General features: G+C 29.9%; 32 protein-coding genes and 2 tRNA genes. 2 read left to right on the top strand and 32 right to left on the bottom strand.

Translation table 4 applies throughout. The features are described 5' to 3' along the window. Positions 1-341: 341 nt before the first annotated feature. The 30 genes from rpmF to rpsJ form a co-directional block, all read right to left on the bottom strand. Positions 342-539: a 50S ribosomal protein L32 gene (gene rpmF, locus ACWXVU_RS02745; RefSeq protein WP_456012135.1), complete on the bottom strand. Its 198-nt coding sequence runs from the start codon at positions 537-539 to the stop codon at positions 342-344. A gap of 16 nt (positions 540-555) precedes the next feature. Continuing rightward, positions 556-921: a 50S ribosomal protein L17 gene (rplQ, locus tag ACWXVU_RS02740; protein ID WP_438340880.1), complete on the bottom strand. Its 366-nt coding sequence runs from the start codon at positions 919-921 to the stop codon at positions 556-558. After that, positions 921-1,982 (bottom strand): DNA-directed RNA polymerase subunit alpha, encoded by a 1,062-nt coding sequence (locus tag ACWXVU_RS02735; RefSeq protein ID WP_438340881.1) that lies wholly within the window; start codon positions 1,980-1,982, stop codon positions 921-923. Before ACWXVU_RS02735 ends, rplQ begins: the two co-directional genes overlap by 1 nt. Before the next feature lie 33 nt (positions 1,983-2,015). Further along, the gene (gene rpsK / locus ACWXVU_RS02730; protein ID WP_438340882.1) at positions 2,016-2,393 is read right to left on the bottom strand and encodes a 30S ribosomal protein S11; all 378 of its coding nucleotides are present in this window, start codon (positions 2,391-2,393) and stop codon (positions 2,016-2,018) included. A gap of 2 nt (positions 2,394-2,395) precedes the next feature. Then, positions 2,396-2,764: a 30S ribosomal protein S13 gene (rpsM, locus tag ACWXVU_RS02725; RefSeq protein ID WP_438340883.1), complete on the bottom strand. Its 369-nt coding sequence runs from the start codon at positions 2,762-2,764 to the stop codon at positions 2,396-2,398. A gap of 4 nt (positions 2,765-2,768) precedes the next feature. After that, a complete protein-coding gene (rpmJ, locus tag ACWXVU_RS02720; protein WP_438340884.1) occupies positions 2,769-2,882 on the bottom strand; it encodes a 50S ribosomal protein L36 in 114 nt (37 codons plus the stop codon). 14 nt (positions 2,883-2,896) lie between these two features. Beyond that, positions 2,897-3,133 carry a translation initiation factor IF-1 gene (gene infA, locus ACWXVU_RS02715; RefSeq protein ID WP_438340885.1) on the bottom strand — a complete coding sequence of 79 codons (237 nt, stop codon included), beginning with the start codon at positions 3,131-3,133 and terminating at the stop codon, positions 2,897-2,899. Next, the gene (gene map, locus ACWXVU_RS02710) at positions 3,133-3,885 is read right to left on the bottom strand and encodes a type I methionyl aminopeptidase (RefSeq protein WP_438340886.1); all 753 of its coding nucleotides are present in this window, start codon (positions 3,883-3,885) and stop codon (positions 3,133-3,135) included. The genes infA and map overlap by 1 nt, the downstream gene beginning before the upstream one ends. After that, on the bottom strand, positions 3,879-4,550 hold the full coding sequence (locus tag ACWXVU_RS02705) for an adenylate kinase (RefSeq protein ID WP_438340887.1): 672 nt from the start codon (positions 4,548-4,550) through the stop codon (positions 3,879-3,881). The genes map and ACWXVU_RS02705 overlap by 7 nt, the downstream gene beginning before the upstream one ends. Beyond that, complete coding sequence (gene secY, locus ACWXVU_RS02700) at positions 4,544-6,016, bottom strand: preprotein translocase subunit SecY (RefSeq protein ID WP_438340888.1); 1,473 nt, start codon at positions 6,014-6,016, stop codon at positions 4,544-4,546. Before secY ends, ACWXVU_RS02705 begins: the two co-directional genes overlap by 7 nt. Next, on the bottom strand, positions 6,016-6,450 hold the full coding sequence (gene rplO, locus ACWXVU_RS02695) for a 50S ribosomal protein L15 (protein WP_438340889.1): 435 nt from the start codon (positions 6,448-6,450) through the stop codon (positions 6,016-6,018). Before rplO ends, secY begins: the two co-directional genes overlap by 1 nt. A gap of 23 nt (positions 6,451-6,473) precedes the next feature. Next, entirely contained in the window at positions 6,474-7,109 is a 636-nt protein-coding gene (gene rpsE, locus ACWXVU_RS02690; protein WP_444705164.1) for a 30S ribosomal protein S5, read from the bottom strand. Further along, the gene (rplR, locus tag ACWXVU_RS02685) at positions 7,109-7,456 is read right to left on the bottom strand and encodes a 50S ribosomal protein L18 (RefSeq protein WP_438340891.1); all 348 of its coding nucleotides are present in this window, start codon (positions 7,454-7,456) and stop codon (positions 7,109-7,111) included. Before rplR ends, rpsE begins: the two co-directional genes overlap by 1 nt. Before the next feature lie 21 nt (positions 7,457-7,477). Then, positions 7,478-8,017 carry a 50S ribosomal protein L6 gene (gene rplF, locus ACWXVU_RS02680; protein WP_438340892.1) on the bottom strand — a complete coding sequence of 180 codons (540 nt, stop codon included), beginning with the start codon at positions 8,015-8,017 and terminating at the stop codon, positions 7,478-7,480. Between the two features lie 28 nt (positions 8,018-8,045). Continuing rightward, positions 8,046-8,456 carry a 30S ribosomal protein S8 gene (gene rpsH / locus ACWXVU_RS02675; RefSeq protein ID WP_438340893.1) on the bottom strand — a complete coding sequence of 137 codons (411 nt, stop codon included), beginning with the start codon at positions 8,454-8,456 and terminating at the stop codon, positions 8,046-8,048. A 2-nt stretch (positions 8,457-8,458) separates the two neighbouring features. After that, positions 8,459-8,644: a type Z 30S ribosomal protein S14 gene (locus ACWXVU_RS02670; RefSeq protein ID WP_004417000.1), complete on the bottom strand. Its 186-nt coding sequence runs from the start codon at positions 8,642-8,644 to the stop codon at positions 8,459-8,461. Positions 8,645-8,655: 11 nt separating this feature from the next. Beyond that, on the bottom strand, positions 8,656-9,210 hold the full coding sequence (gene rplE / locus ACWXVU_RS02665) for a 50S ribosomal protein L5 (RefSeq protein WP_456012134.1): 555 nt from the start codon (positions 9,208-9,210) through the stop codon (positions 8,656-8,658). 21 nt (positions 9,211-9,231) lie between these two features. Further along, on the bottom strand, positions 9,232-9,567 hold the full coding sequence (gene rplX, locus ACWXVU_RS02660) for a 50S ribosomal protein L24 (RefSeq protein WP_444705165.1): 336 nt from the start codon (positions 9,565-9,567) through the stop codon (positions 9,232-9,234). Beyond that, entirely contained in the window at positions 9,567-9,935 is a 369-nt protein-coding gene (gene rplN, locus ACWXVU_RS02655) for a 50S ribosomal protein L14 (protein ID WP_438340896.1), read from the bottom strand. Before rplN ends, rplX begins: the two co-directional genes overlap by 1 nt. Beyond that, positions 9,928-10,209, bottom strand: a complete 282-nt coding sequence (rpsQ, locus tag ACWXVU_RS02650) for a 30S ribosomal protein S17 (protein WP_438340897.1) — start codon at positions 10,207-10,209, stop codon at positions 9,928-9,930. The genes rplN and rpsQ overlap by 8 nt, the downstream gene beginning before the upstream one ends. Continuing rightward, the gene (gene rpmC, locus ACWXVU_RS02645) at positions 10,209-10,436 is read right to left on the bottom strand and encodes a 50S ribosomal protein L29 (protein WP_444705166.1); all 228 of its coding nucleotides are present in this window, start codon (positions 10,434-10,436) and stop codon (positions 10,209-10,211) included. Before rpmC ends, rpsQ begins: the two co-directional genes overlap by 1 nt. Then, positions 10,412-10,849, bottom strand: coding sequence for a 50S ribosomal protein L16 (gene rplP / locus ACWXVU_RS02640; protein ID WP_444705167.1), 438 nt, complete (start codon positions 10,847-10,849; stop codon positions 10,412-10,414). Before rplP ends, rpmC begins: the two co-directional genes overlap by 25 nt. Beyond that, the gene (gene rpsC / locus ACWXVU_RS02635; protein ID WP_438340900.1) at positions 10,827-11,570 is read right to left on the bottom strand and encodes a 30S ribosomal protein S3; all 744 of its coding nucleotides are present in this window, start codon (positions 11,568-11,570) and stop codon (positions 10,827-10,829) included. The genes rplP and rpsC overlap by 23 nt, the downstream gene beginning before the upstream one ends. A gap of 1 nt (position 11,571) precedes the next feature. After that, entirely contained in the window at positions 11,572-11,940 is a 369-nt protein-coding gene (gene rplV, locus ACWXVU_RS02630) for a 50S ribosomal protein L22 (RefSeq protein WP_438340901.1), read from the bottom strand. Position 11,941: 1 nt separating this feature from the next. Next, a complete protein-coding gene (gene rpsS / locus ACWXVU_RS02625) occupies positions 11,942-12,223 on the bottom strand; it encodes a 30S ribosomal protein S19 (RefSeq protein ID WP_438340902.1) in 282 nt (93 codons plus the stop codon). Beyond that, positions 12,223-13,071 (bottom strand): 50S ribosomal protein L2, encoded by an 849-nt coding sequence (gene rplB / locus ACWXVU_RS02620; RefSeq protein ID WP_438340903.1) that lies wholly within the window; start codon positions 13,069-13,071, stop codon positions 12,223-12,225. The genes rpsS and rplB overlap by 1 nt, the downstream gene beginning before the upstream one ends. Positions 13,072-13,185: 114 nt before the next feature. Continuing rightward, positions 13,186-13,650, bottom strand: coding sequence for a 50S ribosomal protein L23 (gene rplW, locus ACWXVU_RS02615; RefSeq protein WP_438340904.1), 465 nt, complete (start codon positions 13,648-13,650; stop codon positions 13,186-13,188). Further along, positions 13,650-14,576 carry a 50S ribosomal protein L4 gene (rplD, locus tag ACWXVU_RS02610; RefSeq protein ID WP_438340905.1) on the bottom strand — a complete coding sequence of 309 codons (927 nt, stop codon included), beginning with the start codon at positions 14,574-14,576 and terminating at the stop codon, positions 13,650-13,652. The genes rplW and rplD overlap by 1 nt, the downstream gene beginning before the upstream one ends. A 2-nt stretch (positions 14,577-14,578) precedes the next feature. Further along, on the bottom strand, positions 14,579-15,367 hold the full coding sequence (rplC, locus tag ACWXVU_RS02605; RefSeq protein ID WP_455966486.1) for a 50S ribosomal protein L3: 789 nt from the start codon (positions 15,365-15,367) through the stop codon (positions 14,579-14,581). A gap of 72 nt (positions 15,368-15,439) precedes the next feature. Continuing rightward, complete coding sequence (gene rpsJ, locus ACWXVU_RS02600; RefSeq protein ID WP_455966487.1) at positions 15,440-15,787, bottom strand: 30S ribosomal protein S10; 348 nt, start codon at positions 15,785-15,787, stop codon at positions 15,440-15,442. Between the two features lie 222 nt (positions 15,788-16,009). Here rpsJ and ACWXVU_RS02595 point away from each other — a divergent pair. Both ACWXVU_RS02595 and ACWXVU_RS02590 read left to right on the top strand, forming a co-directional pair. Beyond that, a tRNA-Tyr gene (locus ACWXVU_RS02595) sits at positions 16,010-16,093 on the top strand. Between the two features lie 3 nt (positions 16,094-16,096). Then, positions 16,097-16,171, top strand: a tRNA-Gln gene (locus ACWXVU_RS02590). A gap of 152 nt (positions 16,172-16,323) precedes the next feature. Here ACWXVU_RS02590 and ACWXVU_RS02585 read toward each other — a convergent pair. Beyond that, complete coding sequence (locus ACWXVU_RS02585; RefSeq protein WP_456012133.1) at positions 16,324-20,616, bottom strand: hypothetical protein; 4,293 nt, start codon at positions 20,614-20,616, stop codon at positions 16,324-16,326. A gap of 328 nt (positions 20,617-20,944) precedes the next feature. Next, the coding region (locus ACWXVU_RS02580) for a hypothetical protein (RefSeq protein WP_456012132.1) at positions 20,945-22,252 on the bottom strand (1,308 nt) is incomplete at its 5' end.

Raw genomic sequence — 22,252 nt, 5'->3', positions numbered from 1 at the left:
TTTTAAAAAATTAAAATTGACGTTATGGTATTCGTATCCAGTTTTCAAAGAACTATCTTAATATTTGTTAGCAAAAAAGCTACAATTACTATTATACGCTTTTTATTTTTTTTAATAATATTTTTTTATTTTTTTTAAAAAATCTTAGATATTACTAAATTAGTTTAATTAAAAACTAATCAAGCAAAAATAGAAAGCTTATATATTATATATAAAATTTTTTTATTTTTGAAATTATTAATAAAAAAATATAATCTAATATAGATAATATCTTTTACTAAAAAAGTCAAGTATAACTTATTAAATTAAAACACCAAGTCAACAACTTGGTGTTTCTAAAATTATTTAATTTTATCATTAATAACATTTTTAAGAACTTTTTCTTCCTTATAAAATCCACAATATCTACATGTTTGGTGAGGAATAATTGATTGTTTGCAATGCTTGCATTCTACTAACGTAATAGGACTTAATGCATGATGACTTCTTCTTAAATTTTTTCTTTGCTTTGAGGTTTTTCTTTTTGGAACTATAGCCATAATTTATCTCCTATTTTTATACTAATTTAATAATTGCCATTTTAGCATTATCGCCAGCACGGTTATTAATTTTAATTATTCTTGTATATCCGCCATTTCTTTGGGCGTATTTTGATGCTAGAACATCAAATAAATATTGTAACGAATCTTTGTTTTCAACTTTTGAAGGAATAAGTCTTAAAAATTTAGCTGCTTGTCTTCTGGTTGAAAGGGTATTTTTCTTTCCGAGTGTAATCATCTTTTCTGCATTTGATCTAATTCTTTTAGCTCTTTCAAGAGTGGTTTTAACTTGACCGTTTACCAATAAATCGGTAACTAACGATCTTTCTACATGGTTTCATCATTCAGTATTTCTACGAAATAGTTGTTTTGGGTTAGCCATTATTCTTCTCCCTCATCTGATTTTTTAAGTTGTTCTAGTGAATCTATCGTGGTGTCGCTTTCGAAATCAGCATCATTGCCAATTCTATTTTTTCAATCATTTCTTTTATCAATAATATCTTGAATTGATTTTTTACCTAGGTTTTTAATATTTGCCAATTCTTCATCAGTTAAATTTAATACTTCTTCAATAGTGGTGAATTTTGCTCTTTTTAAAGCATTTTCTGATCTTACTGATAAGCCAAGTTTACTGATTGATACAGATGACTTAATTTCCTTATCTTTTTTATCTTTATTTTCTTCGAATAATTCTATCGATTCCAAAGCATCAATATTACCAATGATTTGAAAATGAGCAACAATAATCTTAGCAGCCTGTTCCATCGCATCTTTTGCTGTAATCGTGCAATCGGTTTCTAGTTTAATTTTTAATCTTTCTTCAACTAATTTAGATGAACTATTTAATTCCTCAAAAGAGATTGCACATTTTTTAACAGGACTAAAATCACTATCCATTGCTAAAAATTGACCATTTTTAATATTTGATTCTAATCTTGAACCATATTGACTAATTACATTCTTATTTTCTTCAAAATCAACAAAACCGCGACCTTTTCTTAAAAATAATTCAAATTCTAATGAGCCACCTTTGGCTATATTAGCAATGTATTGATCTTTATTTACTATTTCTAGGCCACTAACCTCAGGAATATCATAAGCATAGATTTCGCCTTCCTTATTGGCCTTAAATGATATTTTTGCTAAGTTATCTTTTTCAAACATTTCTTCATTGTAAACAAAACGGATGCTTCTTATATTTCTAACTAATGTTATCGCATCTTCTTGTAAACCACTAATTGTTTGAAATTCATGTTCGACATTATTGATTTTAATCGCAAATGGAGCAACTGATGTAATAGAAGAAAGTAAAGTTCTTCTTAAAGTAGTCCCCATTGTATTTGCATAACCACGCGATAATGGTTCGATTACAAATGTTGTATTAAAATCATTTACTTTTTCAGCGACTAATTCTTTATAAGTAATTTTTTGAATTTTTTCCATAATATCCCCCTATGTTATCCTTGTAAATCTAAATTATTTTTCTCTTTTAAGAATTTTCTTTGGAGGACGAGTACCATTGTGAGGAGTAGGAGTAACATCCTTAACATCCTTAATTGTAAAACCACTTGTTTCAATTTGCTTGCGAGCTGTTGATTTTCCAGGACCAACACCCTTAACCATAATCGACACTTCCTTTAAACCAAATTCTTTGGCTTTTTCAACAGCAGCAGCTGCGGCTAGGCCAGCAGCATATGGAGTTTTCTTCTTCGTACCTTTATATCCAATTGCCCCCGAAGAAGATCATGCAAAAACATTTCCCTTTAAATCTGAAAAAGAAACAATTGTATTTTGGTATGTTGAGTGAATATGCGCAATACCTTGCGTAACAACTTTTTTGTTTTTCTTAGCCATTATTATTTACCTTTCTTTCCAGCAATCGTTTTTCTTGGGCCTTTTCTTGTTCTTGCATTTTTCTTAGTTGATTGGCCTCTTACTGGCAATCCTTTTCTATGTCTAATACCACGATATGATTTAATTTCCATTAATCTTTTAATATTTAGATTAATTTCTCTCTTTAAATCACCTTCAGTAGTATATTGTTTAGCTTCATCTCTAATGCGTGTTAATTCTTCTTCACTTAATTCTTTAACTCTTTTTTCTCCATCAACATTTGCGGCAGCTAAGATTTGCTTAGCAATTGTTGGACCTATACCAAAAATATATGTTAGAGAAATACGAACTTTTTTATTATTTGGAATTTCTATATTTAAAACTCTAGCCATTTTTTTATCCTTGTCTTTGTTTGTGTTTTGGGTTAATGCAAATTACTCTATTAACGCCGTGTCTTTTAATTATTTTACAGTCTTTGCAAATGCTTTTAATCGATGCTCTAACTTTCATAATTCTCCTTAGTTTTATTTATGGCGAAAAACTATTCTGCCTAACGTTCAATCAAAAGGACTGATTTCAACATCAACCATATCACCGGGAATAAGTTTAATGTTATGTAGAGACATTTTTCCTGAAATATAAGCCTTAATTTCAAGATTATTTTCTAACAAAACATCATAATTTTTTGTTGAATGCATCTTGGTAACTTTACCAGTCATTTTAATAACTTCTTCTTTTTTATCTTTCTTGTTTTTTCCCATTAAATGTTGTCTCCTGATAATATATATGCTTCACCATTATCAATTAATACTGTTTGCTCATAGTGCGAAGTATTAAAACCTAATGGATCAATAACAGTTCAATTATCTTCTTTAATTAATGTTTTTTTTGACTTTTGTAAAATCATCGGTTCAATACAGATAACCATACCGTTTTTAATAAAATCACCTGTATTTGGAATACCGTCATTATTTATAAGCGGATCTTCATGCAAACTTTTACCTATACCATGGCCGCAAAATTCATCAGGTGTATAATAGCCTTTTTGACGAATATAATTTCCGATTGCAGCAGATATATCACCAAAGCGTTTACCTACTTTAATTGCATTAAATCCTGCATAAAAAGCGTCTTTTGCAACTTGAATTAATTCCTTATCTTTTTGTGTAATATTGCCAACACCTTTTGTAAAGGCAGAATCAGAATAATATCCTTCCCATACTACCCCGGTATCAATTTTTACAATATCCCCATCCTTAACAACATAATCAGAAGGGATACCATGAATTAATTCTTCATTAACTGAAATACAACAAGTTGCAGGAAAACCATACATATCTAAAAAAGCTGGTTTTCCTCCTCTTTTCTTAATTTCTTTAAAAGCGACGCTATCAATTTCTTTTAAAGAAACGCCTGGTCTTATAAAGTCTCAAAGAATTTTTTTGACTTCTGCCAAGATTGCGCAGGCCTTTTTAATTTTTTGAATTTCGATTTGATTCTTAATTTTTATCATTTCAAGGCCTCTTTAACGTCATCAAACACTTTTTTTAATGATTGATAGCTATTTACTTCTGAAACTATATTCTTTTTTTTATAAAAATCTATTAAACATTTTGTTTGATCGTTATATATCGCAAGACGTTTTAATACTACTTCTTCTTCATCATCAGCTCTTTTGACAACTTCTGTTTTACAATGTTTACAGAATTTATCATTAGCTGGTGGGAATGATTCTAGGTGATAAATTGTTTTACATGAAGGACAAATTCTACGCTTCGATAAACGTTCAATAATTTGTTCATCGGTAATATTTAATAAAATAACTTGGTCAATATAAATCCCTTTTTTTTCAAGTGTATCTAAAAACTCAGCTTGATCAATCGTTCTTGGAAAACCATCAAGAATAAAAGGTATTTTCTCATTAACTAAGCTAGTTAGTTTATTTTCAACTAGCTGATTAGTTATATTATCATCAACATATTTTCCTGATTCTAATATGTTTTTAATTTTTAGCCCTAATTCTGTTTTATTTTTAATTTCTTGACGAAACATATCACCAGTTGAAAGTTGAAAATACCCAAAATTTTCAACTAATAGCTTAGAAAGAGAACCCTTGCCAGCACCTGGTGCACCTATAAAAATCAAATTAGGCTTCTTAATTTGACATCTTTCTATCATATTAAATCTTCGTCTTCTCCATATACTTCTTTTAATTCTTTAATCATTCGTCTTCTTCGCGCAAGTTCCTGTGATTTATATCTTGCTTGAATTTGTTGAACAGTTTCTGTTGCTGTTGAAACTAGAATCATTATTGATGTTCCACCAAACGCTATTGGTGCAGGCATTCCAAACATTTGTTGAATAAATTGCAATGCCCCCAATATTATTAAATACCCAGCAGAAAAGAATGATAATCTTAACACAGTATTTAATAAATAATTTTCAGTTTGTTCACCCGGTCTAATTCCAGGAATAAACGTACTGCTTTTTGCAAAATCCTCACTAATCTTATCAATTTTAGATTGTTGTATACCCATTAAAATAGTTAATCCAAATGTTATGATAACAAATAAGAAGAATCCTAATGGTTGTGTTAGTTGAAGATTTGAATAAACTCATTGATAATATCTACTTGTATTAGGATCAAATAACCCTGCAATCAATGTAGGAACAGAAAGAACCATCATTGAAAAAATTACTGACATAATTCCTGCTGGGTTTGCTTTGATAGGTAGATAACTTAATTCTTTTTCCGTTTTAGATAATCCTGCCCCAACTTGTTGAATTGGAATTTTTCTTTCAGCAAGAGTAAATAATATTACAACAAAAATTACTAATAAATACGCCAGTAAATAAACAATAAAGTTTAGTGTTTCCTTTAAAACAACCGAATTATTATTTTTTACTGATGGCATATAGTATTCAAAAGCATGTCTGAAGGTTGGAACTAGTGAGCTAGCAATTCCGACAAAGATAATTAAGCTCGTTCCATTCCCAACACCTTTATTTGTTATTTGTTCTGATAAAAATAAAGAAAAGAATGATCCAGCTACTAACAATAAAGGAAGAATCACTCATTGATAAGCAAAGGTTCCTTTTTCGCCAAGAGACTTAACTAAACTATCAGAAAATCTTATACCAAAATTATCAGTCTGTGGATTTACTAATGCTCTTGTAATCAATATTGCTTGAAATATTGCAAAGAACAATGTAACAGTATAAGTTATAAAATTAATTTTTATTCTACCCAATGGACCTGATTGACTTAAACGATGAACCGCCGGGAATGCTTTTGTTTGCAAAATCATCATTACTAGCGATGAAGAAATAAAAGGTCCAATCCCCAAGGCGACTATGGAGAATCTACGTAATCCACCGCCACCTACCAAGTTTAAGATACCAAAGAAATCACCTTGATTCAATCTGTCTTGATGTGCTAATTCAACACCTGGTAAAGTAATAGTACCAGCTATTAAGAAAAGTGAAATAACAAAAAGAGTAAATAAGATCTTCTTAAAAAGACCATGATTTTTTCATCATTCTGATCACGAGTTTCTTTTTTTAGCAAAAAATTTATCAATTGCTAATTTGCGCTCGAGTCTTTTGTTATATATTTCCTTTTCTACTTTAGATCTTTTAGCCATTATTGAACCTCGATTTTTCCTCCAGCTTTTTCAATAGCTTCTTTAGCTGATTGTGAAAGAGACGGAATTGAAACAGTCAACTTTTTAGTTAGTGTTCCTCTTCCTAAAATTTTAACCGGCAATACTCCCTTGATAAGGTTTTTTGCTATCAATGTTTCATAAGAAACAACTTCATTATTTGCATATTTTTCTTCTAGCGAAGAAATATTAACAATTTGGAATTCAACATGATTTACATTATTAAAACCACGTTTAGGAATTCTTCTGAATAGTGGTAATTGTCCACCTTCAAAACCTAGTCTAACTGTACTTCTTTTTGTTTGTCCACTTTGCCCTCTACCAGCTTGTTTCCCTTTACCGGCAGCATGACCACGTCCGACACGATGTTTTTCTTTACGAGCGCCAGGTGTTGCTTTTAATGTATGTAATTTCATAAATAACACTCCTTAATATTATATTATTTAGCTAATAAATGCTTTACATCAATGTCACGTAGTTTAGCAATTTCTTCAACTGTTTTAATCTTCTTAAGTGCATTAACTGTGGCATGAACAATATTGTGTTTTGTTCTTGAACCATATGTTTTTGTAGAAATATCGGTATAACCAGCTAATTCCACAACAGCACGCACTGTATTAGAAGCAATAATACCAGCACCTTTAGGAGCAGGACGTAGTTGTACTTTTGAAGCTAGGAATTTTTCTTTTATTTCGTGTGGAATGGTTCCGTTAACTATAGGAACGTTGAATACATTTTTTTGTGCATCTTTAACTGCTTTTTTAATAGCATCTTGAACTTCATTTGCTTTTCCGTGTCCAAATCCAACTTTACCTTTTTTATCGCCGACAACAACATATGCTGAAAATGAAAATCTTCTTCCACCCTTAACAACGGTTGTAACTCTGGCAATATCAATAACTTTTTCTTCAAAAATCTTAGCTGCAGGAGTTGCACTAAATTGTTTCTTGGGAGCAAAAGCTTTTCGTTCAGTAGTTGCTTTATTATTTTCTTTTATTTCTGGTTTTTTAATAGGTGAAACTACCTTAGTTTCCTTAGCTACTTCAGTATTTTCTTTCTTTAATTCTTCAGCCATTAGAACTTAATCCCTTCTTCTCTTAATGTGTCTGCAAATGCTGCTAATTTACCATGATAAATATAGCCTGAACGGTCAAAAACGATTTCAGAAACATTTACTTCTTTTAGTTTTAGAGCAAATTGCTTTGCTACCATTTTTACTGCCTCAATATTATTCCCTTTTTCAGATAATTGTCTAGTTGAAAATGAAGCTAATGTTGTATGTGTTTCATCATTAACTGCTTGTGCATAAAAGTTATGTAATGATTTAAATACAACAACACGTGGTCTTTGTGAAGTACCTTTTGCTAATTTATTAGTAATTTTTAAATGTTTAACTTTACGTCTTTCATTTCTTGATAACATAATTTTTTACCTATTTTTTAACTACTTAGCAGCAGTTTTTCCTTCCTTACGTCTAATAACTTCATCTTTGTACATAATTCCCTTACCTGAATATGGGCTTGGACGTCTAATATCTCTTATATTTGCAGCAAATTCTCCAACAGCTTGTTTATCAATACCAGAAATTATAATATTAGTTGGTTTTGGTACCTCAATTTTTAGATTTGATGGAATTGCCTTAACTACACTGTGCGAATATCCGGCAATTATTTCGATTTCATTTCCCTTAAGTGTTGCTTTGTAACCAACACCCTTAATTTCGATTTCTTTTTTATAACCTTTTGAAACTCCGATTAACATATTACTAATAATAGCGTTTGTTGTACCATGCAATTGCTTTGTAGTTTTTTCTTCATTAGCTCTTAAAGTTTTAATTTCATTATTTTCAATAATAACAGAAATTAATGGTGAAAATGTATATTCTAATTGACCTAAATTACCTTTAATAACAATATGGTTTTTTGATAAATTTATTTCAACACCTTGAGGAATAGATAAAACTCTTTTTCCAATTCTTGACATAGTTTAAATCCTTAAATCTAGGTAAGTGCTATCAAATAAAGGCAATAACTTCGCCACCTAAGTTGGCTTTTCTTGCTTCTTTATCAGTTAATAGACCTTTTGATGTTGAGATAATTGCTGTACCATATCCGCTTAAAACACGAGGTAATTTGTCAGCTGATGAATATACTTTTAAACCTGGTTTAGAAACTCTTTTAATATCTGTAATTGCAGATAGATTTTGATTCATTCCTTTGTATTTTAAAGTAATTTTAATTTCTTTAAAACCTTTTGGTGAGGTAATGATTTCATATGAAGTAATATAACCTTCTCTTGTAAAAATTTCTAAGATTTTTTCTTTTTTAGTTGAGTGAGGAACTAGAACTTCATGATACTTTCTTGAAATAGAATTTTTAATTCTAACAAACATATCTGCTATTGGGTCTGTAATAATAGCCATAATTATCAACTCGCTTTCTTTACGCCAGGAATCTTTCCTTCGTGTGCTAATTCTCTAAAACAAATTCTACAAATTTTATATTTACGTAACACTGCATGAACACGACCACAAATTTGACAACGTGTGTATTTTCTAACTGAAAATTTTGGTTCACGTTCAGCTTTAATCATTAACGCTTTTCTTGCCATACAAATTCTCCTTAATTAGTACCTTTTGCAAATGGAATTCCAAGTTTCCTTAATAATGCAAATGCTTCTTTATCTGAATTTGCACTGGTTACAAGAATAATATCCATACCTTTTAACTTACGAATTTTATCAAATGAAATTTCTGGGAAAATAATTTCTTCTTTAATACCAATCGCGTAGTTACCACGACCATCAAAACTTTTTAAGCTTGTACCATTAAAGTCACGTACACGAGGTAAAGCAATATTAATTAATTTAGTTAAAAATGATCACATTCTTTCACGTCTTAATGTTACTTTTCCACCCATTGGCATACCTTCACGCAATTTTCAAGATGCCAATGATTTTTTTGCCACTGTTTGATATGGTTTTTGTCCAGTTATTTGGCTTAATTCAACCATAACCTCTTCAATAGCTTTTGAGTTTGATACTTCATTTCCGGCTGTCATATTAATAACAATTTTTTGTAAACGCGGAGCTTGCATAATTGATGAGTAACCAAATTCTTTAACTAATTCAGGGCGAACTTGCTCTAAATATTTTTTTTCTAATTCTAATTTAGCCATTTTCTATTTCTCCTTATTTACTTATATAACCTTATTAACTTTTTTCATAACTCTTTGTTTTTTACCGGTCTTAGCATCAACTTTAAATCCTATTTTTGTTCCAATTGACTTTTGGCCTTGTGCACCTTTTTTTGCTAGGTATGCTACATTGGAAATATGAATAGGAAATTCTTTCTTTTCAATTTTTCCTTCAGTATTTTCTTGTGAAGGTTTATGGTGTTTGGTTTTTATGTTAATTTCTTTTAGAACAACGGTTTGTTTCTTGACATTTGTTGATAAAACTGATGCAAATCTACCTTTTTCTTTTCCTGAAATAACTAAAACAATATCATTTTTTCTAATTTTAGCTTGAGACATTATAAAACCTCCGGAGCTAATGAAATTATTTTTAAATATCCTTTTTCACGAAGTTCTCTCGCTACAGGACCAAATACCCGAGTACCTCTCATAGTACCATCTTCTTTAATTAAAACCACAGCATTATCATCAAATCTAATGTATGAACCATTTTCTCTTGCAATGCCTCTTTTTGTTCTAACAATAACTGCTTTTAAAACTTGACCTTCTTTAACCACACCATTAGGGATTGCCTTTTTAACAGTAACAACAACAATGTCACCAATATTTGTGCTTCTTACAACCGAACCACCAAGGTTCTTAATAATCATTACTTCTTTGGCGCCAGAATTATCGGCTACATTACATCTCGAAAATTCACTAAGCATTTTCGTTTCCTCCGATAGCGTGTGATTTAATCTCAACTAATCTAAAGTGTTTAGTTTTTGAAAGTGGTCTTGTTTCTTGTATTTCAACAACATCACCAATTTTTGCTTCATTTTTTTCATCATGAACAGCAAATTTCTTAGATACTTTGAAACGCTTTGAGTATAATGGGTGTTTTGCATATGTTTCAACCATAACAGTAATAGTTTTTTCATTCTTAGTACTAATTACAGTTCCAACAAGCTTCTTACGATGATTTTCTCTAACTTGTTCCATTATTTATCTCCTTCTTCCTTTTTGGCATTTATAGCAGTTAAGGTTCTAGCAATATCTTTTTTAACTAAATTAATTTTGTGGGTTTGGTCTAATTGACGAGTCGCATTTTTGAAGTGTAGAGAAAATAATTCTGCTCTTAATTCTGCTAATAAAGTTTTTAGTTCTTCAACTGTTTTTTTCTTTAATTCAGTATATGACATAATTATTTTTCTCCTTCCGATTGACATGTAGCATCTCTAGAAACAATTTTTCAAGTAACAGGCAACTTGTGACCGCCTAATCTTAAAGCGTCTTTCATAGTATCAGTTTGGTTTCCCATAACTTCAAACATCACTGTTCCTTCTTTAACAACTGCAAATCATTGATCAGGACTACCTTTACCAGATCCCATACGAACCCCAATAGGTTTAGATGTTTTTGACATATGTGGAAATATTTTGATAATAACCTTACCTTCACGACCCATACGACGAGTAATAGCAATACGAGCTGCTTCAATTTGTCTTGCGCTGATTCATGCTGATGAGGTTGATTTTAAACCAAACTCACCAAATGAAACTGTGTTATTACGATGTGCTTTAGTTTTATCATGGCGGATACGAAACATTTTTCTATGTTTAGTTCTCTTTGGTTGAAGCATGTTTTTCACCGCCCTTTCTAATAACTCTCGGTCTTCTTTCAGTTTTATTTGATTCCAAAGCACTAACTTGTGCTTTTCCGTTTTCTAAAATTTCACCTAATGAAACTCAAACCTTAATGCCCAAGATACCATATGTTGTTTTAGCCTTAGCAACAGCATAATCTACATCTTGTCTTAAAGTATGCAATTTCATTTCACCTTCGGTATATCCTTCCGTTCTAGCCATATCAACACCATTTAAACGGCCAGATACAGAGGTTTTAATACCTTTAGCTCCTGCTTTCATAGCACTTTTGATAGCAAATTTTTGTGCTAATCTGAAGCTTCCCCGATTTTCTAATTTAACAGCAATGCCTTCTGCTAATAGTCTTGCATTTAAGTCGGGATTTTTTAGTTCTATTACATCAATAGTAATATTAATTTTTTTATTTCTTAGTTCTTTTTTAAGAGCTAATGTTATAGCTTTAATATTATCACCATTTGTTCCTAATAAGGCAGCTGGTTTAGCTGTATATACATAAACAATAATATTACTGTTTTGGTTTCTCTTAATTTGAACATTGCCAATTAAATATTCACGAACCTTTTTATCAAAGAAATCATAAATTTTTTGATCTTCTAATAAGAACTTAGCAAAATCTTGCTTGTCTGAATATCAAACAGTATTATGCGGTTTTGTTATACCAAAACGAAAACCATTTGGATTAACTTTTTGACCCATATTATTTTGCCTCCTTATTTAGTTCGTCTGTATTTAATTCCATTAATTCAACATAAAAGTGACTAGTTCTTTTTAAAATTGGGTATGCTCTGCCACGTGAGTGAGGTTGAAATCTTTTTAATGTAGGACCTTCATTTACTAAAATTTTTGAAACTACTAATTTAGTAGCATCTAAACCAAAATTATTTGTTGCATTAGCAATCGCTGAATTTAAAAGTTTAAGAATAATTTCTGAAGCCTTTTTGTATGTTGTTTGCAAAATGATTAATGCTTGTGTAGCTGATTTATAGCGAATTAAATCTGCTACTAATCTAGCTTTTCTCGCACTAATTCTTTGCATTTTAACTGATGCCTTAACTATTTGTGCCATATTATTTCTTTCCTTTAGCCTTATCAGCACCGTGACCATTAAATGTTCTTGTTGGTGCGAATTCACCTAATTTGTGGCCGACCATATCATTTGTTACAAAGACATCAAGAAATGCATGACCATTGTGAACTTGAAATGTTAAACCAATAAATTCAGGATAAATTGTTGAACGTCTTGATCAGGTTTTGATTGGACGCTTTGGTGCTTTATTTTCAATAATAGCAACCACTTTTTTCATTAAGTGATCATCAACAAAGGGCGCTTTCTTTAATGAACGAGACATTATTTACTTTCCTTTCTTCTTCTAATAATAAATTGGTTAGATGATTTTTTAGTTGCTCTAGTTTTAACACCCAGAGCTTTTTTACCTCATGGAGTCATTGGTGATTTTCTACCAATAGGTTGTTTACCTTCACCACCACCATGTGGGTGATCATTAGGGTTCATGGCTGAACCTCTAACTGTAGGTCTAATTCCTCTCAATCTATTTCTACCAGCTTTACCGATATTAACTAATGAGTGTTCTTCATTTCCAACTTCACCGATTGTAGCGCGGCATACACCTAGAACTTTTCTCACTTCGCCAGATTTTAGTCTTAAGATAACGTATTTTCCTGATTCATCCTTACCTAAAATTTGCGCTGAACTACCAGCAGAACGAGCAATAATTCCACCTTGTTTAGGTTGTAATTCGATATTGTGAACAAATGTACCTTCTGGAATATTTCCAAGTGGTAAGTTATTTCCTATTTGTATATCTACATGTTCTCCTGAAATAACTTTTTGTCCAACCTTAATATTTTTTGGACTGATAATATATCTCTTTTCTCCATCACGATAAACAATTAAAGAAATATTGGCTGATCTGTTTGGATCATATTCGATTGTTTTAACAATAGCCTCAATTCCATCCTTGTTATATCTTTTGAAGTCAATAATACGATAAAATCTTTTTAATCTGCCACCGTGGTGACGAGTTGTAATTTTACCTTGATTATTTCTTCCGGAATGTGTTGGAAGTGCCACAAGCAATGATTTTTCTGGTTTATGTCCAGTTAAATTTGCTTGATAGTCAAGAGAAGACATATTACGACGACCATTTGTATAAGCTTTAAATTTTTTAATAGCCATTGTCTTCTTTTCTCCATTTCTTAAAAATATTTGTTTGTATAATATTTATCTTTTAAGAATCTAAATTATTATTTTTAAAAATTAATCTTATAGTTTTTGTTTTATCGAGATTAATTATTTTGATTCTGTTTCTTGCTTAATTTCTTCTGCTTTTTCTTCAGACTTTTGCGTTTTTGCTTCTGCAGCTCTTTTAATTTTTTCTGCTGCTTTTAGTTCGGCTTCTGATATTTGTTTAACTGTTTCGACATTTTCAGACTTCATTTCAGTTTCTTTTGCCTTCTTTGCTTCTTTAGCTTCTTCAGCAAATAAAACAATCTTTGAATCTTTGTCCAAAAACACAACAGCCTTCTTAACGGCATTTTTAAACCCTGCAAATCTACCTAATTTAGCTGGTTTTTTATCATAATTAATGATATTAACTTTTTCAACTTTAACATCAAAGATAAATTCAACAGCTTTTTTAACTTCAATTTTGTTTGTTCTTCTGTCAACAACAAATGTATAAACATTTTGATTAGATCTAGCAATTTCTGATTTTTCAGTTAAAACTGGATATTTAATAACATGATTAATATTCATTATTTTGCCATCCCTTCTAAGAACTTAACATCTTCCTTGCTAATCACTAAAACATCAGCAGCTACTAATGATTCGATTGACAATGATGTAACCTTGTTTACATTAACATTTGGTAAATTTTTAGCCGATTTATAAATGGTTTCATTTGAAGAAACTATTAGAATATTGTTTAATCCAATTAGATTATCCTTATTTAATTCAACTAATAAGGCTCTAGTTGAAATACTTTCTAGTTCGTATTCTCTAACTAAAACAGAATTTGCATTTGCTAGCATTGTTAATGCTGAGAATAAAGCATTTTTTCTAGCTTTTTTATTAATTTTAAGATTGTAATTTCTTTCGGTTGTTGGTCCAAATGCTCTACCGCCACCAACAAAGATTGGACTTCTTAATGACCCAGCACGAGCATTACCTGTATGTTTTTGTGGTCATGGTTTTTTGCCTGTTCCACTAACTTCACCACGTGATTTAACCTTATGAGTAGCCAGACGTTTTGAGCCTCTTTCTACCAAAATAGCGTCAAAAACTGATTGAGTATGTATCTTTTCTAATCCAAACACACTCTTTGGCAATTCAAAATCACTTTCTTCCATTTTTTTAGCTGGTGATGCTGGTTTATCAACTAAATTTTCTTTTTCAATAAACTCGATAGCATCCTTGCTTTCAACTTTAGCTTCAATAACTCTGTTAGCAATAATTCTAGCCTTTTCTACATCAACACTACCACTATATGCTCCATTACGGTGAAATCATACTCTAGTACTATTCTTAGATTTTTCGCTAACATTAATGAATTCATTAACAGCATCAATAAATTCAGCAAAATTTCCTGAAACTTTTTCTTTTGCTTTTTTGAAATTAAATGATATGTTTCGGTCTTTATCAAACTTTTCTGAGATATAGTATTTATCAACAATTGTAGACATAATTATTTATCCCCTTCTGTAGCTTCTTCAAGAGCTTTCTTCATTTCGTTTAATGACATATCCATATTTAATTCAAGATTATATTTCTTAGCTTGTTCAAAAATTTCATTCTTTGCTAATGTTTCTTTTAAATTAACTAATTTAATTTCAGCTTTCTTTTGAACTGATTTCTTAGCATTTTTAATAACTAACAAAGCGCCTTTTGCTCCAGGAACACTGCCTTTAATAATTAATAAGTTATTTTCCGCTTCAGTTTTTACAATTTCTAAATTTTGAATTGTAACTTGTTCAGCCCCAAGGTGACCAGGCATTGTCATACCTTTTCAAACTCTATTACCAGATATATCACCAATAGAACCGGTTTGTCTTATAGGTTGCGAACCACCACCACCACCATGTGATTTAGGACCAATATGTTGGTTTCATCTCTTAATGGTTCCGGCAAAACCTTTTCCTTTTGAAATAGCCGTAACATCAACCACATCTCCGCCTTCAAAAATTGAGGCATCTAATGTTTCACCTAAGTTAAATCCGGCCATATTACGGATTTCTTTTACGAATCGCTTAGGTGTTGTATTTGCTTGCTTGAAATAATTTACTTCAGGTTTCTTAATTTGAGATTTTTTCTTATCTTCTAAACTAAGTTGTGTTGCAATATAACCGTTTTTTTCTTCGGTTAAAATTTTGGTAACAACATTTGGTTTAACTTCAACAATAGTAACAGGTATTAACTTACCTTCGCTAGTGAATAGTTGAGTCATTCCAACTTTTCTTCCTAAGATTCCTTTCATTTTTATCCTTTCATTTTTTTAAAAAATCGGTGCCACATATACGTATATATTTTAAAAAAAATAATATCTGTATTATGCTACAGATTTAACGCTAATTTGAACACCAGCAGGCAATTCAAGTCTTTTTGCTTTATCAATTAGTGTTTCGCTAACATTTGATAAAACAATTAGACGTTTATGAGTTCTGCTTTCGAATTGTTCACGAGATTTTTTGTTAACATGAACAGATCTTAAAATGGTAACAATTTCTTTTCTTGTAGGTAGAGGAATTGGACCACTTACCATAGCCTTCTCAGCTTTCGCTAGAAGTATAACCTTTTTAGCAGCATCATCTACTAAACTAGCTTCAAAGGCTTTGATTTTAATTTCTAATTTTGCCATTGTTTGTTCTCCTTCTTCATTATATGAAGCACTCCGCATAAGTTCTCGATAACCAAGATGAACAACTAAGCTCGGTATATCGTAACCTTATGCTTCTTTGCATAGTTGCTAATTTATTATACCAAAAACATTTTTTTTGTAATTTTTTTAAACTTTTTTTATATAAAACACTAGAAACTGGGCAACAAGATAATGAATTTATTTTTTATTTTTTAACAAATAATTTTTTTTATAATATAATTTAACTTGCTAATGTAAATTGGAGGGGTAGCGAAGCGGCCAAACGCGGGTGGCTGTAACCCACTTCCTCACGGTTCGGGGGTTCGAATCCCTCCCCCTCCACCATTTTGCCCTTTAGCCAAGTGGAAAGGCAGCGGTTTTTGGTACCGCCATCCGTTAGTTCGAATCTAACAAGGGCAGCCATATCATTAGTTGATTATTTAATCAAACATGACTAGTAAACTCGAGTATTTTAACTTGAGTTTTTTTGTTTAAACAAAACAAAAAGCTCAAACCTCTTTATATGGGTAAAAGCTTTTTTTGTAACGACATATTATAATTCTTATTATTTGTTTTTATTTAGATTCACTAAGATTAGATAATATTTGCTTTAATTTATTTATCTCATCTATTAAATCAGAAATTTCTTTCTTTTTCTTGGCAAGCTCTTTATTTGTAGCACTTAGAGTTTGGCCTACATTTTCTTTATTTTTCAACTCTTTTTGAATGATATTATTGATATTACTAATTTCCTCACTAATATCATTAGCTTGGCTTATTATTTCTTGAAGTTGATGCTTATTCTTCTTTAATTCTTCATTTTTATTTGAAAGAATTTGTTTATTAGATTCAAGATTTTTCTCAGATTTATTAAGTTGCTTTTTGAGACCTAATTTAGCAAATTCTGAAGCATGCTTTTGTTGTAGGACTAGATTTTTTTCATTTTCAATAGAACTAAATAATTTTGTTTTTTCAACTACGTTCTTATTTGCTAATTCAAGTCTTTGCAATACTTGTTTCTTATTTGCTTCTAATTCATTTAGTAATTTTTTAACTTCTTCAATTTCAACAACCTTGGTATTTAAATTATTACTATCCTCTGCAACCTTTTGCTTTGCGTTTTTTAAGCTTTTGCTAGCATTATTTTTCTTTTCTTTAGCATCAATAAATAGTTTTTCTTGATTATTATAAGCTTCTTGTTTTCATTGTACTTCTTTATTTTTATTATTTAATTCTATCTTAGCATATTCAAACAATTCATAAGCCTTATCTTGCTTTTCTAATGAAACATCTAAATCCTGTTGTGCCTTTGCTTCTGCTTGTTGCACGCTTTTTTCTATTTTTTTAGACTCTTCTAAATCTTTTGTTTTTTGATCCTTACTTTCTTGTTTTGATATAAATTCCTTGTTAGCGCCTTCTAATATTTTTTGAGTTTCTTCTTTATTTCTGAGATCATTTTGATTTTGATTTTCAACTTCTTGTTTTAGCTTTTTCTTTTGGTCTAATTCTTCTATTTTTAATGATTCATTTGCAAGTTTTTCTTCATATTCAGCCATTGCTTGATCATTGCTATTTTTTGCTTCATCTAGTTCTTGTTTGACTTTTTCTACTTCATTTGTTAAGCGATTTAGATCACTAGTTAACTCATTTATTTTTTGTGTTTGGGTTTCAAGCTTGCTATTATTTATTTCTTTTTGTTTTTGTAATTGGCTAAGATTAGATTCAGCATTTTTAATTTCTTCTTCTTTACTAGTTTTTTCTTTTAATTTACTTTGTGTTTGCGATTGCAATTCATTTTTTTCGGCAAGTTTATTGTTCTTTTTTTCATTAGCATTATCTAAGGATTTTTGCGCTTCTTGCTCTGTGAGTTTTGCTGCTTCGAATTCTTGTTGCGCTTTTTTTAGCTGTTCTTGCTTCGTTTGCAATTCAGTATTCTTGGTTTGAACATCTTTTCGAGCTTGTTCTAATTTTAGATCAGCTTCTTTTTTTTCTTGTTGCAATCTAGTTTCATTTTGCGTGGCAGTTTCTACTTCGCTAACCTTGGTTTCTAAGAGTTTTTGTTTTTTTAACAAATCAGATTGTGCTTGATTATACTTCATTTCAGCGCTATTTTTTACTTCTTCAGTATGTGAAAAATCTTGATTTGCTTTTTGCAATAATTTATCTTTATTTGCAACTTCTTGCTTGGCAGTTTCTAATTGCTTTTTAGCTTCCGAAAGTTTTTGTTCAGCCATTGCTTTTTCGGAGCTAGCTTGATCTTTTTGCGACATTAAATTATTCTTAACTTCTTCCTTAGTCTTTAAGTTTTTCTTAGCTGCATCGATTGTTTTAAATGTTGCCACATATTGTTTATTAAATTCATCATATTTTTTATTTGCATCATCAAATTCGCTTTGTTTGGCAATTATTTTTTCGTCCAATTTAGAGTTGGCAAGCTTTTGATTTAATTGTTTATTTTCTTCGTTTATTCTATCAATGTCTTGTCGATTTTGTGTAAGTTCTTGTTTAGTTGTTTCAATTTCTTTTTGTTTTTTAATCACCTTATCTTGCATGTTATGAATATCAGCAAAATAATCATGGTATTCATGAAATTGTTGTACCCAATTAGCAAAGTCTGCATCGCTAAAGCCTCCTTCTAAAAAATCCTTCAATTCAGGATAATCCTCTGGATCAATAGGTTTTTGATCATAAAAATTTGTGCCAACTATTTCTATAAATTTTACATGCGCTTCAATTTCTTGATAACTTTCTCGACTTGTATCTATAACCGATTTAGTAACATCTATTTGTTTATTAAGTGATGAAACTTCACCTTCTAAATTAGACAATTTATCCATTTTTTCGTTTAATTTCTGGTTTTGTCTTTCTAAGTTTTCTTGATTTTTTTTAAGTTGCTGATCTATTTTCTCTTTTTCACTTCTTAATTGTCTTAATTCAGTATTATTTTTATCTTTTTCTTCTGTTGCTTTTTCTGTTTTTTCTCTAAGTTCATCACTTTTTCTTTGTTCCTCTAATAATGTTTGTTGTGCTTGTTGAAATGCTTCCTCGGCTTGCTGATAATCTCTTGCAGCATTTTGTTCCTTCTTACTCTTTTTGGCAAAATCTACTTCAAGACTTGAGATTTTCTGTTCAATTTGAGATTGTTTTCCTTCTGCTTCTTGCTTTTCAACATTTGCCTTATTTTTAATTTCTTGTTTCGAAGCTAACTCGCTATTCTTATTATCTAATTCAGTTTTTGATTCTTTTTCTTTATCTTTAGCCTTTTGTAATTCTGATTCAGCAACAGCTTTTTCGCTATTCTTTGTTTGCAAATCATTTTGCGCATTTTGCAATTTTTGATCAGCTTCTTTTTGGTTTTTTATTGCTTGTGTTTCTTTATTTCTAGCCTGTTCTAATTCCCTATTCGCATTGGGCAAAGCATTTTCTAATTCTTTTAGTTTTTGTTGCCTTGTTTCTAAAACTTTTTTTGCATCTTTAAGCTTTTGTGTTAATGATATTATTTCATTTGATATATTTTGAATTTCTTGTTCGACTTCTTTAGTTTTGTTACTTAATTCAGTATGTTGTTCTGATAATAATTTCAATTCATCTTTTTTTGATTCTAGTTCTCTTTGCGATTCGGCTTCTTTTAAAACAGAATCATCATAAGCATCAGATAATTTTTTCTTTTGTAATTCAGCATCTTGTTTTTCTTCAAGTTTTTGTTGCTTAGCTTCATTTTTAGCTTTTAAATCATTTTCTTTTTCTTCTAGTGTTTCTTTGGTTTTATTTAGTTTAGTTTGAGCATTATTTTTTTCTTTTTTGGCTTCTTCAACAGCTCTTAATGCTAGATCTACCTCGCGAGATTTTTGTACTAAATTATCACTACTTTGTTGTAATGCTTGTTGTACCTTTTTTAATTTATTTGAAGCCTCTTCTTTTATGGCGCTTGCCTCATTTAATTCTCTGATTGCAATATCAAGAGCTTGTTGTTTTAAATTAACATCTTCACTTTTTAATTGTAATTGTTCTTTAGCTTGATCTAAGAGTTTTTCTTTTTCTATAACTTCCGCATTTAAAAAATCCATTTTTTTCTTAGCTTGGCTATAGCTAGCTTCTGCTGAATTTTGTTGTTTTTTTAAACCTTCTAACTCGTTCTTTAATGTTTGCAAGGCATTATTTTTTAGATCAAAATCTTGTTCTGCTTGTTTAAGTAATTCTGATGCCTGTTTTTCTTTTTGTTTAGCTACTTCAAGATCATGCGATATTTTATCTTTAGCTTGTTGCTTGTTGCTCAATTCCATACTTTTTTTATTAATATCACTTTCGATATTTGAAATTGATTTTTTGGCATATTCATTATCTGTTTTAGCATCAGCCAATATTTTTTTAGCTTTTTCTAATTCGCTAGTTTTTGATAACAATTTTTCTGATTTTTCAATAAAAATCTTATTTGCAAAATCAAAATTTGATTGAATTTTTTTATGTTCTTGTTTTGCTATTTCTAATTCCTTTTTAGCTTCATCATATGCTTTTATTAAACTCGCAAATTCCGCTTCTAGCTTTATTTGTTCATTTTTGATTTCTTCTAACTTAATCCTAGACTCACTATTTTTTGCTTCAAGATTCTCGATATTTTTCATTATCTCTACAAACTTATTTTTAGAATTTTTTTGTTCTTTTTTGATATATAGCAATGCTTTTTTAGCTTCTTTTAACTGCTTTTGTTTTTGCAAAATAATTATGTTATATTTAGATATATCTTCTGTTTTTTGTGCAATTGATTTATTCTTGTTATAACGTGCATAGATAAATGCTGAAATACCTGCGACCACCAGCCCTGTTGACAATCCTAAACACAATGCTAATGTACCCTTACTTCTTCTCATTATTAAATACCGCCCTAAACATTTTTATTAATTGATTCTATTTATTAGTTTTTAGCATACTAATAATCTCAAATTATATATATATATATATATATATATATATGAACGAATATCGTCTAAAACAGGGCGCTTTTTAGCTTTTTCTAGTGATTTTACTATCAAGAAGGCAGTTGTTTATTGAAAGCATTCTATTGATTTATTTCCTATGTTTATCATAAAATTTTTATGTTTTAGAAAACAAAAAAACATCTTGAAATATAACAAGATATTTTTTGTTAAAACATTTTTTGTTTTCATTTTGATAAACTTCATTAATTATTATAGATTTTTAAATAACTGATAGCTTATTTTTTATTTGTTCTAATTCCTTAATTTTATGCTCTAATATTTTTGCTTTTGATAATACATCCGTCGCCAAAAATGAAATTGCCTTATCCGTATTTTCAACACTTGCTTGAATATCTATAATTTGCTGTTTAAACGACTCTTTTTGCTTAAACAACGAAGCTAATTCATTTTTAGCATTTTGATATTTTTGTATTAACATTTCTTTTTGTTTATTTAAATCTTTATATTCACTGTCAATCTTATTAAGATTTTCTGAGTTCATAATTTGTTCTTTTTTATTTGCAATTTCTAGAACTTCTTCAAGTTTCGCTTTGTTAGATTCTAATGTTTCTTTTTCTTTAAATAGGTCTATATATTCTTGTTTTACTTGATTAAATTTTTGGGTTCTGCGCTCTACTAAAATGTTTGCGGCTTGAAAGTTATTTAAGGCATAATTGTAATTTTCTCTATCCTTTGTTAGCTCTTTATAAGTTTCAGCAACCTTTTTTTGATTATTTATGTTTTTAGTACCAATCTTATTATTATATTCATCAAACGAAGCTCGAAAGGCTTCATAAGCAATACGAACTTGCTTTTCAGTGTCTTCTAATTTTTTAGCTACAGAAGAAATTTTTTCATTTAAATCACTAATTTGTTCAGGAATTTGATTCGATAATTGGTCTTCAACATTATCCTTATTTTCCTTTTCACTCATAAAATAATGGTAATAATCTTGTACATAAGAAACTAAACCCTTTATTACTTCAACATCTTTAATTTCATTTTTTAGCGCTTCGTTTAATTGATTATTAATTTCATCATACTTAGATTCTAGTTTTTTAGTATCCTCTTTATATCAAGGTAATCGTTCCTCTAATTCGGATTTACTTTCATTTATATGATCTAAATCTTGCTTTAATGATTCATATTCTTTTCGAACTTTTTCCAATTCCTTTTCTTTTTCAGCAAATTGCTCGTGTACTTTTTCATGTTTAGGTCTGAGAACAAATCTTATATAACGACCAAACTCTGCTGCCGTTTCCCTAGCAGCAATGTGCTCATTAACTGCCTTTATAAGTTGTTCATTCATGTTTTTTAATTTTTCGCTAGCTATAACTAATTGTTTATCAGATTCTTGCTTTGCTAGTTCATTTTTTGTTAAGGCTTCCTGTTTTAAGAATATATCGTTTTCTTTTTGCTTGATTCTTTTCTTTATTTGTTCTAAATCAGATGCTACATTTAATCTATTTTGAGTAGTTTGATCTAATAACTTCTTAGATTTTTCAAGTTGTAGTGAGGTATTTGCAAG

It is taken from the genome of Mycoplasma sp. 2575, assembly GCF_053851635.1.
This window is presented reverse-complemented; position numbering and strand designations above follow the sequence as displayed.